This window comes from Mycoplasmopsis californica (assembly GCF_000695835.1).
In the GTDB taxonomy this organism is placed as follows: Bacteria; Bacillota_I; Bacilli_A; order Mycoplasmatales; family Metamycoplasmataceae; genus Mycoplasmopsis; species Mycoplasmopsis californica.
Window position 1 is genome coordinate 261,975 of sequence record NZ_CP007521.1, and the last position, 13,362, is coordinate 275,336.

General features: G+C 30.8%; 9 protein-coding genes. 4 read left to right on the forward strand and 5 right to left on the reverse strand.

Annotated features, from left to right (window positions below; translation table 4 throughout):
* Positions 1–160: 160 nt before the first annotated feature.
* From mf1 to MCFN_RS01150, 3 genes are all read left to right on the forward strand, one after another.
* Complete coding sequence (gene mf1 / locus MCFN_RS01140; protein WP_038561372.1) at positions 161–919, forward strand: diacylglycerol cholinephosphotransferase Mf1; 759 nt, start codon at positions 161–163, stop codon at positions 917–919.
* 164 nt (positions 920–1,083) lie between these two features.
* Positions 1,084–3,762 carry an isoleucine--tRNA ligase gene (ileS, locus tag MCFN_RS01145; RefSeq protein ID WP_038561375.1) on the forward strand — a complete coding sequence of 893 codons (2,679 nt, stop codon included), beginning with the start codon at positions 1,084–1,086 and terminating at the stop codon, positions 3,760–3,762.
* The gene (locus MCFN_RS01150) at positions 3,755–4,486 is read left to right on the forward strand and encodes a signal peptidase II (RefSeq protein WP_051604550.1); all 732 of its coding nucleotides are present in this window, start codon (positions 3,755–3,757) and stop codon (positions 4,484–4,486) included. Before ileS ends, MCFN_RS01150 begins: the two co-directional genes overlap by 8 nt.
* Before the next feature lie 54 nt (positions 4,487–4,540).
* Here the strand turns inward: MCFN_RS01150 and eno are convergent, their stop codons facing one another.
* The 4 genes from eno to rpmF all read right to left on the reverse strand — a co-directional run bounded on the left by eno (position 4,541) and on the right by rpmF (position 9,036).
* On the reverse strand, positions 4,541–5,914 hold the full coding sequence (gene eno, locus MCFN_RS01155) for a phosphopyruvate hydratase (RefSeq protein ID WP_038561377.1): 1,374 nt from the start codon (positions 5,912–5,914) through the stop codon (positions 4,541–4,543).
* A gap of 8 nt (positions 5,915–5,922) precedes the next feature.
* On the reverse strand, positions 5,923–7,062 hold the full coding sequence (gene thiI / locus MCFN_RS01160; protein WP_038561380.1) for a tRNA uracil 4-sulfurtransferase ThiI: 1,140 nt from the start codon (positions 7,060–7,062) through the stop codon (positions 5,923–5,925).
* Positions 7,040–8,686, reverse strand: coding sequence for a hypothetical protein (locus tag MCFN_RS01165; RefSeq protein WP_144238971.1), 1,647 nt, complete (start codon positions 8,684–8,686; stop codon positions 7,040–7,042). The genes thiI and MCFN_RS01165 overlap by 23 nt, the downstream gene beginning before the upstream one ends.
* Before the next feature lie 149 nt (positions 8,687–8,835).
* Positions 8,836–9,036 (reverse strand): 50S ribosomal protein L32, encoded by a 201-nt coding sequence (rpmF, locus tag MCFN_RS01170; protein ID WP_038561384.1) that lies wholly within the window; start codon positions 9,034–9,036, stop codon positions 8,836–8,838.
* A 311-nt stretch (positions 9,037–9,347) separates the two neighbouring features.
* Between rpmF and metK the strand changes: the two genes are divergently transcribed.
* The gene (gene metK, locus MCFN_RS01175; protein ID WP_038561387.1) at positions 9,348–10,490 is read left to right on the forward strand and encodes a methionine adenosyltransferase; all 1,143 of its coding nucleotides are present in this window, start codon (positions 9,348–9,350) and stop codon (positions 10,488–10,490) included.
* Positions 10,491–10,817: 327 nt separating this feature from the next.
* On the opposite strand, the gene MCFN_RS01185 is transcribed toward metK, so the two are convergent.
* Complete coding sequence (locus tag MCFN_RS01185; protein ID WP_038561392.1) at positions 10,818–12,977, reverse strand: 5'-nucleotidase C-terminal domain-containing protein; 2,160 nt, start codon at positions 12,975–12,977, stop codon at positions 10,818–10,820.
* Positions 12,978–13,362: the final 385 nt, after the last annotated feature.

Below are 13,362 nucleotides of genomic sequence, written 5' to 3' on the forward strand. Positions count from 1 at the left end.
TTTTACTTAATTTTAACCATTTTAGCCCTAGTTAATTTAATTACTACCATTAAATTTTTCTTTCTCTTATTGTTTACGTGTAAAATTTCTGTATATTTTGCTCCTCTTCTAATAAGAAATAATTAAAATTAATACATACTAGATTGAATTTGGAGATTAAATGGACAAGAAACAAAAACAAGTTTATGAACTTCTTAAGGAATTTTTGCAAATTGTTAATAAACATAATTTGCAATATATGATTATTTATGGAACTTTGTTAGGTGCTAAGCGACACAACGGATTTATTCCTTGGGACGATGACATTGACCTAGTTGTTCCTAAGGCGACATTGGATTTTTTAGTTCAAAACTATCCTTCTAAAATTTATTTACCCGAAAATAACAATTCTCCTCTTTTAATTCCTAAATTTTCAAACGATAACAAAACTAATGAAGAAGCTGTTTTTATAGATTTATTCCTTGCGATTCCAACATCTAGAAAAAATATTTCTAAATTCTCATCACTTAAAAATAAAATAAGATATTTGCACACATACACACGCAGAAAAACTTTTAAAAGACAATGGGGTTTAAGAATTCTAAAATTCTTTTCTTTATTTAGCTGATTGAGCAAAAAATACTCAGTAGGCGATGCTTACAATGATTTATACTCGGATAAACCAGAATTTTCATCGGTATTATATTTACCATTTAAGAAAAAAACTTATAAAAACACTTATTCAAAACTGGATTTTGATACAGCAATTGAATCTAATTTTGAAGATTTAAGCGTTAAAATTCCGTCTAATTGAGAAGAGATTTTAATTCAAAATTATGGTAAAAATTGAAGCACACCTAAAAAATTTAAATATTGTGAGCATTTGGGTCTTTATGACATGGAAATTTTTGTTTATAAAAAAAGAAAAATAAATAATTAAAAATTAGTTAGTTGCAATAAATTTATATTAAAAAAGATGTTTTACGAATAGTATCTTAAAATTTAGAATTAGTTTTCTGAATTTTTTATTTTGCATAAGGATTTGTAAATAGCAAAAAAAGACTTTTTGATATAATACTAAATATTAAATTTAATAGGAGAGTTATGGCAGAAAAAAATTATAAAGATACACTAAATATGCCTCAAACGAATTTTGAAATGAGAGCAAATTTAGTAAAAAAAGAACCTGAATTTAGAGAATTGTGATTGCAAAATGAAATTTATAAAAAAGTATTAGCTAAAAATAAAGCTAATACACCTTTTATATTGCATGATGGCCCACCATATGCTAATGGTAACTTGCATATTGGCCACTCTCTTAATAAAATTTTAAAAGATATTGTAATCCGTTACAAATCGATGAATGGTTTTTATACTCCGTATATACCTGGTTGAGACACTCATGGATTGCCAATTGAACACAAAATGCTACAAGAAGCAAAATTAAATAAAAACGAATTGACACCACTAGAACTGCGAAGAAAAGCTCGTGAGTATGCATTGAGTCAGGTTGAAGTGCAAAAAGAGCAATTTAAGCAAATGCAACTTTTGAGTGATTTTGAACAGTATTATGTTACTTTATCGCCTGGGTTTGTTGCACAACAATTACGTTTATTTAAAAAAATGGTCCTTGACGGACTTGTTTACAAGGGCTTAAAACCTGTTTATTGGTCGCCATCTTCACAATCTGCATTAGCTGAGGCTGAGGTAGAATATAAAGATATTGATAGTCCTTCTATATTTGTTGCTTTTGAGATTGAAGAACCAGGGAGCGAACGGATCAAAAAAGGTGATTATTTAATAATTTGGACAACCACCCCTTGAACATTGTTAGCTAATTCAGCCGTGGCAATTGGTGAGTCTTTTGAGTATTCAATTGTTGAAAAAGGAGCTAAAAGATACATAATTGCTACTGAATTAGTTGAAAAAGTTACTGACCAATTTAACTGAACAAACTTTCATGTTGTTGAAAATTTAAAAGCTTCTGAAATAGTAGGTTCAAAATACATCAGTCCCTTAAATAAAAATATTTCACCAGTAGTAATTGGTCACCACGTTAGTTTAGAAACTGGTACTGGACTTGTTCATATTGCTCCTATGTTTGGCGAAGATGACTTTTTGATCGGTAATAAATACGATTTAAACAAAATCATGCATATTTCTGATGATGGAAAAATAAACGAATTAGGCGGGGAATATGCCGGCCAATACTATTCAAAAGCTGATAATTTGATTATTGAACAATTAAAACTACTAGATTTATTAATTTTAGCCGGTAAAATTAATCACTCATACCCTCATGATTGAAGAACTCATAAACCAATTATTTTCCGTGGAACACCACAATGATTTGTTTCGATTGACAAAATTAAAGATCGGATTATAGGGTCATTAGAAAATGTATCGACATATCCTGAATGGGCAAAAAAACGTCTTTCAAATATGATTATTAACCACAATGATTGAACAATATCTCGCCAGAGAACTTGGGGTGTGCCACTTATAATTTTTTACGACCAGGATAACAAACCAATTTTTGACGAAAAGATTTTTGACCATGTTATTAATTTAATTGAAATTGAAGGTCCTGACATTTGATGAGAAAAAACTGCTGATGAACTTTTACCTAAGCCTTATCAAGGTAAAGGATTCAGTAAAGAAACTGATATTATGGACGTGTGATTTGATTCGGGTTCGACTTCATTTGCTGTTGAAATTGACCCTCAAGTCAACGCTCCTTATGATCTTTATCTTGAAGGAAGCGACCAATATAGAGGATGATTTAATTCATCGTTAATTAACTCTGTAGCCCTTAGAGGAGTAGCTCCTTATAAAAAACTTGTTTCACACGGGTTTGTTTTAGATGGTAAGGGTGAAAAAATGTCAAAATCAAAAGGAAATACTATTGATCCGTTAAAAGTAATTCAAAAACATGGTGCAGATATTTTACGTTTTTGAGTTGCGAATAGTGAATATACAAATGATGTAAGCATTTCCGATTCGATCCTTGAACAAAACGCCGATTCATATCGAAAAATTAGAAATACTATTAAATTTATTTTAGGCAATCTTGAAGGGTTTGAATACGATGAATCATTGCCTCGTAAAGGAGTGCATCAATTTATCAAAGAACAACTTGAATTAGTTCGATCGAATGTTTTAAAGGCGTTTGATGAGTTTAAGTTCTTAAATGGTATTAAACTAATTAATAATTATGTCATTGAATTATCAAGTTTTTACTTAAACATCACTAAAGACATCCTTTATGTTGAAGAATTTAATTCGATTAATCGTCGTATGACTTTAACTAATTTTTATGAAATTGTTGAATTTTTAATCACAATTTTAGCACCAATTATCCCAACTACTTGTGATGATGCGTATCGTTATTTTAATAAAAAAGATAAGCAGATATCAGTTCATTTAGACACAATTACTCGTGAAAGATCTGTTAATATGAGTATTATTAATGAGTGGGAAGAGTTTTTTGAGTTACGTGATGAGGTAAATTTAGCAATTGAAAAAGCAATTAAAGAAGGCTTGATTAGACGAAGTAATGAAGTTAAATTAACCTTAAAGCCTAAATCAGATTTTATTGCGTCATTGGATTTAAAACAGTTATTAATGGTTGGTATTGTGGCATACGGAGAAGAATTCAAGCTAGAAACTTTTGAATCTCTTAAATGTCAGCGATGTTGAAATCATTTCTTGCCTGCTCAAATCATTGATGATTTATGTCCGCTTTGCACCAAAGTGCTAAAATCAGGAGATAAAAATGAGTAAAGAAATAGATGGAACCAAGGTGAGTAATAAAAAATCCTGACAACAACGCCGCCAGGATTTTACAGAACGGTTCAAAAATTATGGAGCTGAGCTAAGAAATAAATGAATCAACGATAAAAAACGAATTTTAATTAATTACTCAATTTTTGTTTCGATATTTGTGATTGTTTTATTAATTGACCAATTAACAAAAACATTTTTATTTAGTTGAGATACAGAAGCTGAGTGAAAAGGGGATGGTAAAACAATTTATCATGGCTTGATATTTGGTGTAAGGTCGGTAGAACATTTTGGAGTTACATTACTGCCTTGAAAAGGTAAAACTGTTGTAATTATTATTCAAATACTGAGTGTTTTGATATTTTTAGCAATAATCACAATACCTTTTTTAACCAATTCAATTTGAATGATAATTCTTTTCTCGTTTATTGCTGCGGGCAATGTTGGAAATATGCTCGATCGTTTTATGTTTAGTGGGCGCGTTAAAGATATTTTATTTGCTTCATTTTTAGAAACGATACAAGGCAGACAATTAGGAACATTTAATGTTGCTGATATAGCTTTGGTTGGTGGTTCAGCCGGTTTGGTAGTGTATTTCTTAATTCAAATTATTATTGAATATGTTGAAGAACAAAAAGAAGCACAAAAAACACAAAATAGTACTGAAAATATTGAATTAAATACTGATGAACATGTAAATGAAGAACAACAAAATCAGGCTTAAACTGCCTGATTTTTTATGTAAAAAAAGAGCACAAGCCCCCTTTTTTTGTTTATACTAAACGTGTCTTTTTAGGTTGAAGTATGTTTTTTCGCCATCAAAGCGTGATGTTTCACCTAATTCATCTTCAATTTCTAATAAACGATTATATTTGGCAATACGATCAGTTCTTGATAAAGAACCTGTTTTGATTTGACCTGTATTTAATGCAACTGCTAAATCAGCGATTGTTGTATCTTCAGTTTCGCCAGAACGGTGTGACACTACACAAGTAAAGCCGGCTTTGTGAGCAAGTTCCATTGTATCTAATGTCTCAGATAATGAACCAATTTGATTTAATTTAATCAAAATTGAGTTCATAACATCTTTTTTGATAGCTTCTCTTAGAATTTCTTGATTTGTAACGGTCAAGTCATCACCTACAATTTGTAATCTATCACCTAAACGTTGTTTCATTAGTTTAAACCCGTCTCAATCAGATTCGGCTAAACCATCTTCAATTGAAATAATTGGATATGTATTTACTAATTTTTCGTAGTAATCCACCATTTCTTCGGTTGTGTATTCTAATTTAACATCTTTTAAATGCTCAAAACCAGGGCGTTTTTCATCGATAGCTTGTTTTAATTTTTTAAATACATATTTTTTTGATTTTTCATCATAAAATTCACTCGAAGCAGGGTCCATTGCGATTGCAACCGCATTTTCACCGTGTGTAGCAGGCACTAATCCTGCTGCTTTAATTGCTTGCACCATATAATCTAAAACTTCTTCGTGAGATTTTAGATTAGGAGCATACCCCCCTTCATCACCAACGGTAGTTCCGTGTTCTTTTTTTAATAATTTACCTAAGTTATGGAAGACTTTGTTCGCCATTTGCAACGCTTGTCTAAACGTTTTTGCCCCAACGGGCATAATCATAAATTCTTGCATATCCACTGTGTTTGAAGAGTGTGCTCCACCATTCATAACGTTTAACATTGGAACAGGCAGTGTACGAGCGTTTGCTCCCCCGATGTATTTATACAATGGCAAGCCACATTCCTGAGCAGCTGCACGTGCAACAGCTAATGAAACACCTAAAATTGCATTAGCTCCTAAATTTGTTTTATTTTTTGTGCCATCTAATTCAATCATTTTTAGGTCAATGAATCTTTGATCGCTAACTTCGTAACCAATAATTTCTGGTGCAATAATGTTATTTACATTTTCAACCGCTTTCATAACACCTTTGCCACCATATCAGTTATCTTTAAATTCATCAAATGCAGCATCTCTTAGCTCGCAAGCTTCTCTTGTTCCTGTCGATGCCCCTGAAGGTACCATTGCCACTCCGACAGCGCCTAAATCTGTTACAACTTCAACGGCAATTGTTGGGTTCCCTCTTGAGTCAAGAATTTCTCTTGCGTATATATCTACAATTTTTGACATTTTTACTCCTAATTTTTTACACTTAATACTTCTATGCTATTATTAATTATATTATTTTCATAGATATTTAGTTCATTTAATTCTTTTTCTAAACGTAAAACATCCGAGATTTTAGGTTTAGTTACTGGCTCTTTTGGCGCGAACATTTCGCATGTTTCATTAGCGCTAATAATGCTTATTGGATAAGTTCCGATTTTTTTAGCAATATTAATAGTCTCAATTTTATCTTTGGTTAAAAGTGGTCTAAGAACTAATTTTGAGCTAGATTCATTAATTACTGAAAGTGATTCGAGAGTTTGTGAAGCGACTTGCCCAAGATTTTCACCGTTTGAAAGAGCTATAAAATTCATTTTATCGGCCAATTGCGATGCTAGGCGATAAAAGCTACGTCTTAATAAAGTAATTTTGTACGCAGGTTTTGATACTAAGGCAATATATTTCAGTATTTGTGAGTAGTCAATTAAATAGAATTGCGATTTTGACTGATAGTTATTTAAAACTGAGATTAATTGCTTCATTTTATCAATAGTACGTTGGTCTGTTTGTGGTGGTGAAATAAATGATAAAAATGAGACTTCTAGACCACGCTTCATTAATTCAAAAGCGGCCACAGGAGAATCAATACCTCCACTCATTAAGTGCAACACACGCCCCGATATTCCGACTGGTAGGCCCCCTAAACCAATAATTGTGTTTAGGAAAATATATGTTGATTTATCACGAACCTCTACATTTATAATTGCATCAGGCTCATGAACATTTACAGTGATATTTGGGTATTTTTGCAGTATAAATGCACCTAATTCAATATTAATTTCTTGTGAAGAAAGTGGAAATTTCTTATTTGAACGTCGAGCAGCTATTTTAAATGTTTTAAAATTATCCGTAAGCAATGTTGCCGCTGTTTCGAAGATAGCTTGTTGGTCGTTTTCGACTTCAACAACCGGGGAATAAGAGCTTATCCCGAAAACAAACTGTAATTTGCTTAAATTTTGTTCAGAATAAGATAAGTACATACGGTCAAATTTGGCTTGTGGTTTTTCACCAACTATTTGAGTTATGTTACGTGCTAAGACATCAATGAAATTTTGTCTATTCTTTCCTTTTAAAGTTAATTCTCCATATCTAATTAAAATTTTTGTGTACATTAAGTCTCTCTTTCTTAATTAAATCAGTAATTATTTTGAATGCTTTTTCATAATGTTTTGTGCCTAGATATTCATTCGCACGATCGATTATTGCGTCAATTGTAGGGTTATCAATACGATAAACTAGAATTGATTTTATTAATTCGCTAGACATATATTTATAAGTTTTTGCTTTGGTAATAATTCTATAACTTTGTTGTAATTTTTCAATAAATTCAGTTAAATAGATTGAAATGTTTTTTCTATCTTTTTGTCACATTTTTTGTTGTTTTTCAATTAATTCATTGAATATTTTTTCATTTTCACTACTTTGCTCAACAATGTGTCGTTCGTTAATAATACTAATGTATCAAATTTCTAAAATCTCTAAATAATATCTATAATAACTCATGCTAAATTGTTGTTGGTTAATTTGCTTAACAATATCATTATATTGATAAACTCAATTAATTAATGATTCATTTAAAGCATCGATGCTTAATAATGAGATCATTTCTTGACCCACTGCATTATTTTTTATTGTATTAAAATCCGCATTTAAATTTTGCAATCTAGATTGTAATGTTGTAATGTCTCCTGATTGCTGGATAGAATATTTTTGTTCTAACTCTTGCAATGCTAAATTTGATTTTTGTATAGATTTTTCAATAATGCTTAACGATTTTTGAGCATATTTGTGAATTTGGACACGTAAATTATGATTTCTTTTTGCTATTGCATGATCCCGCAATCAAGTGCGCATATCTGTTAATGTAAATTGAAATGCACTATTAAAAAGATTGTTTTGAATTTTTATTAAGCGTGCATCCATATCAGAAATAAGGTTGGCATTTGGCTCAATCTTTTTTAAATCATTTAGCAATTGTGGCATATAATGATGACTTAACCATTCGATGATTGGCATATGACTTACTCTGCTAGCAAAGGTCCGAACTCTATGGTCATGGTCATTCAATTTGCCTGAAACATCTTGTATATTTTTGGATTCACGTTGTTTTTCTAGTTCCTGAGTTTTCGAACGTAAGGAAATTAACTCTTTATGAAGGCGCGTGTAAGAAAGGTTGTATTGTTCTTTTGATTCACGCAGTGTATCTTCAAGAACTTTTAACACTTCATAAGTATTCATTACTGAAATTTCAATTGCATTTCAATGACTATTCAATAAGTCGCTCATTGATTTGAATTCAGAATTACATTTTTTATAATTGTTAAAATATTTTTTTATTTGGGGATAGAGGTTATTAACTTTATGTAATTGAGTTTTTCGTGTAGCTTCATTAAATTCACGGATAAGCGGGCTTAAAATTTCACACGTTTTACGCATTTGATTCATTAAATTATCAATTTTTTGTTGATTTTCAATCATTGAGTTATTGGTTTTTGAAATTGATTCTAATCTTTTTAGCGTAGATTGATTTTCGTGGTTATTTAAGTAAATGTAGTCTTTTAACTTTTTAACATCATTAGCGCATCTAGTTAGTTTATTTTTTCGAAATAATAAAAAAATAAAAAGACAATTTAGCAACAAACACAAAAAAACAACTATACAAAGTAGAGCAATCATAGTTGGATTTGTTCCATTCGACTTGTTTGTGAGCTGGGGGTTGGTTGCTAATTTAATCATAAATATAATTATATATTAATCAAGGTATACTTATAAAATTAAGAAATAGACTTAATTAAATTATTGAGATTTATTTCACGAATAAAGTAGTGTTATTAATTAAAGTAATAAAAAAATCTGCAAGGCAGATTTTTAAGTGCACTGGATTATTAATTGTTGCGTGAGTCTAAGCTTTTGTAGCCCTCTACAATTTTATCTTTGTAGAAACCGCATTTTTGGCAAACTCTATGTTGTTGAATAAAACTTGAGCAATTTTTGCATGCTACCAAGTTTTGAGGTACTAAAGCATCGTGAGTACGTCTTTTATGTTTACGTTGCTTCGATGTTTTACGCTTTGGAACAATCGCCATGGCCCCTCCTTTTAATATTTTATAAGATCTTATTAAGTTATTAAAATAACGCATTGAAATTATAAGACAAATTAGATTAAACAAAAATAAAAACTCATGAATTTACAAATAAAAATTACAAAAATATTTTACTTTTTTAAAAAAATCGTTATTATAATATCAAAACATAAAGAGTTGCTTAGTTTGACAACTATGAAGCATGCCAACCTCTTCTGTTTTGAAGGATGGTGGAAAGTCAGGGGGATTAATCTCCAACATGTTTTAGGTTTGAGGGAAAGACTCTTTTTGTTAGACAAAAGGAGTCATTTTTTATGGAATATAAAAAGTTATTCACGTCCGAAAGTGTTGGGCAAGGACACCCAGACAAGGTTTGCGATCAAATTTCCGATACTATTTTAGACGCTTATCTAGTTCAGGATAAATATTCACGCGTTGCTGTGGAAACAATGGCGAGCGGAAAAACATTGTTTATTTCTGGTGAAGTATCTTCTACTGTGACAGTGGATTCAAGTAAAATTGCTGAAAATATATTGAAAAAACTAGGTTATTTTACTGATGAATTAAAAATTATTGTTGATATCAAACAACAAAGTCCAGATATTAGTCAAGGTGTTGATTTAGGCGATGAAGAAATAGGAGCTGGCGACCAGGGAATAATGTTTGGTTACGCGACAAATGAAACGCCAAATTTTATGCCGTTAGCCCACACACTTGCACAAGAATTAGTGAAAAAAGCTGATAAATTACGCCAAAGTGGTGAGTTTAAGTGAGCAAAGGCAGACATGAAAAGTCAGGTAACTGTTGATTATACAAACCCTGAAAAAACTACGATTGATACAGTTTTGTTGTCAATTCAACATGATGAAAATTTCAATGAGCTGGAATTTAAAAATTTTATTAAAAAATTTATTATTACTCCTGTGTTAGCTGAATATGGTTTTGACAAAGCTAATAAAATTTTGATTAATCCAACAGGTCGATTTGTTATAGGTGGCCCAATCGGCGATACAGGTCTGACAGGTCGCAAAATTATAGTAGACACCTATGGCGGCGCTGCTCGTCATGGTGGTGGCGCATTTAGCGGAAAAGATTACACAAAAGTAGATAGAAGTGCAGCCTACGCTTGCAGGTGAATTGCTAAAAATTTAGTAGCCTCTCGTTTAGCTGATAGAGTTGAAATTCAAGTATCATATGCAATTGGCGTTGCTGAACCTGTATCTGTAAGTGTATATACATTTGGAACTGAGAAAGTTGAACGCCAGCTAATTGAAGAAGTTGTTTGAAAATTATTTGACTTAAGACCATATGAAATTATTAAGAACTTAAAACTTCGTGACATTAAGTACGCACCAACTAGTTATTTTGGTCATTTTGGGCGCCAAGATCTTGATTTACCTTGGGAAAGATTAAATAAGGTTGAGGAAATTAAGGAATTTGTGCGTGAAAGAATGTAGATTAAAAATAATTATGTTAAAATACTACATATAAATTTTATTTAGAGGAACTATGAGAAAAATTGTTAGACAAAAAAATAAAGAAAGAGCTGCTAAAAGAGTAGCTAAATTACAAAAAGAACAAGCAAGAGCAAAAAGAAGAGAATTAAGAGCTCAAGCATAATAATTTACAAATTTATAATAATTAATTCATTACCCGTAGAGTGATGTATCAAATAAGCCAAAATAATATGGCTTATTTTTTAAAAATGAGTAAATTACAGTGTAATTAGGAAATTTTATGTTATTAAAAAAAGTTCTTGCGTGGCAAGAACTTTTGTGTAAATATTATGAATTTTTAGGATCTTTGTAAATATTTGTGAATGCTTCGGTAGGAATATTAACTTTTTGGTTAGCTTTTATTTCTTCGGTTGAATATGCATCTATTTTTTTCTCAAACAATTCTTCTTTTAGTTGAGTACCATCTTTTGTAATGTGTTGTCCATAAGCCATTATTGAGTCGATTAATTTTCCACCTTCAAATGCTAGTGAAATATCTTTTTCTTTTGTTAAATCAAGCATTTTGTATCCATCGCCGCCAGCAGCTATAAAGTCATTAGTTACAATGTAGTAATCTTGATCAGCGACAATATTTTTACCATTGATTTTGAATGAGCTTTCTTTTGGTTTTCACACGTATGTTAACTTATCTAACTTAGCATCTTTTTCTTTGACTACATCTACATCGTATGAAACATTTGACGATAATTGAGCAAATCCACCAGATTTACCTTTTGATAATCCGTGTTTAAGAGTATCGATTAATTTTGAACCTTTTACTTTAATAGCAGTAATTCTATTTCCAAATGGACTCAGTGCCAATAAATGTCCTTTATTTAAGTCCCCTTCAGTTAAATCTACTCTTAGACCACCACCGTTCATTAAACCTATTGTATTATCAGGCGTTGGATTGGCTACGTTTTCAGGTTTGCTTCTTATATAATCTCAAACTAGGGCATTAGCAGCCATAATACCTAAACCAGTAGGCTTAACACGTCCAACTCAGTGAGGGGTTCCATCAATTTCAACATTTTGTGCGTGAAGTAGAGTTTTAGTGTTTTTAAATGCAGGTTGGCTTTTTTCTTTTTCGAATTCAGCTTCAAGTGCAGCTAATAGTTTAGCATTTGCACTAGTTTCATCTTTTGGTTGATTGTGAGTTGCGACATCAATTTGTCATATATTTCTTAAAACTTGTGATAGTCTTTCGATTTTTCCAGTTTCGGTGTTGAATTCAACTTCAATATCACCTAATCATTTTGTGTAAGCTTCTGTTTGTGTAACATAAATGTCTGAATTGCTACTGTTATTTGCTTCCACATATGTGTGGCTGTGGCCATCTAAAACTAAATCTAATTCAGTTTTTTCAGTTTTATTAACGTTTTTAACTAAGTATTCTGATGATCAAGTCGATTGGTTTCTTTGAACACCTAAGTGGGTTGTTGCGATAACGAATTTAATATCAGGATGAGCTTGTTTAATTTCTTTCATCACTTTAATCGATTCTTCTGTCGGGTCTTTGAATTCAACTAAAGCAGAGTTTTTAGGGTGCGATGTGTAAGTTGTATCAGGTGTTGTAATTCCAAAAACAGCTACCTTTAAACCACTTTCAAGAGTTTTAACAATATAAGGAGTGAATACTCTTTGTCCAACTTTGTTTTGGTCATAACCTTCTGGTTTATCTGTTGTGCTTGAAAAGTCTTTGTAATAAATATTTGCTGATAAAAACGGCATTTTTTGAGCTTGGTCTTTGTTTAACTCATCATCTAAACTTTTAATATGATTTAAACCGTAGTCGAATTCGTGGTTACCAACAGCGACCGAGTCATAACCCATGTTTTTGGCAATTTTTGCGATTGATTTTCCTTTATCAGAGTCTGAAAGAGGTAGTCCTTGAATTAAGTCACCAGCAGACAACAATAAATCTCTTTTTTTAGTTTTGATGAATTTGTCTGTTCCGATCATGCCTGAGTATAAATTGTATTTGTAATCATCAAATTTAATACGTCCATGCTCATCATTTGTGTGGAAAATTCTCACGGTTCTTATTTTTGCGTTTTGTTCTTTTTCAAGTTTTCTAACAGTTTCGAATTTAGCATTATATTCTTTTTCAAGTGCGTCTAACTTAGTTTTAGCATCTTTGTATAATTTCTCAACTGACGCTTCGATTAAACTTTTTTTAGTTTGATCTTTTTTGACTTTATTGCTAGCTAGTTCTTTTTTATATTGTTGCAATTGGTCTGCAAATGTTTTTATTTCTTTATTATACTCTGTATAAGCCGCTCTATAATCGTGTTTCGCTTCTTCAAGAGAAGTTGCGGTGGTAGATTTAAGTGGTTTTTTCGGTGTTTTTTGATCATCGGTTTTGTTGCAACTTGCAGCGATAAACGGTAATGTAATTACCGATGCATTAGCAATTAATCCTAGTTTTAAAAATATTTTCTTTTTCATAATATTTAATTCCTTAAATTCTTTTTATATATTATATATTAAGTTAAAAATGAATTGTATTTAAGAAAATAAGACTTGATTGTGGAACGCTTATTAAGAAATTATTGTGGCAAAACAGCTTTAATTAATCAAATAAATTAATTGTTTGTGTTCAAAATACAAAAAAGATAACTTTAAATTAAAGTAACTCATTTCATAAATTTCCGATTTCTCAGTTATTTAGACTGATTTATACTGAAAAATATTGTTTTCGTTTATAAATAGATTTTGAATTATCTGACATGATTAAAAAATAGTTTTAATTCGAATAGTTTATTTATACACTTTTACTATTGCCGATTTTTAATCTAATCTCATTATTTTGAAAATTAAATTAATTTTCATA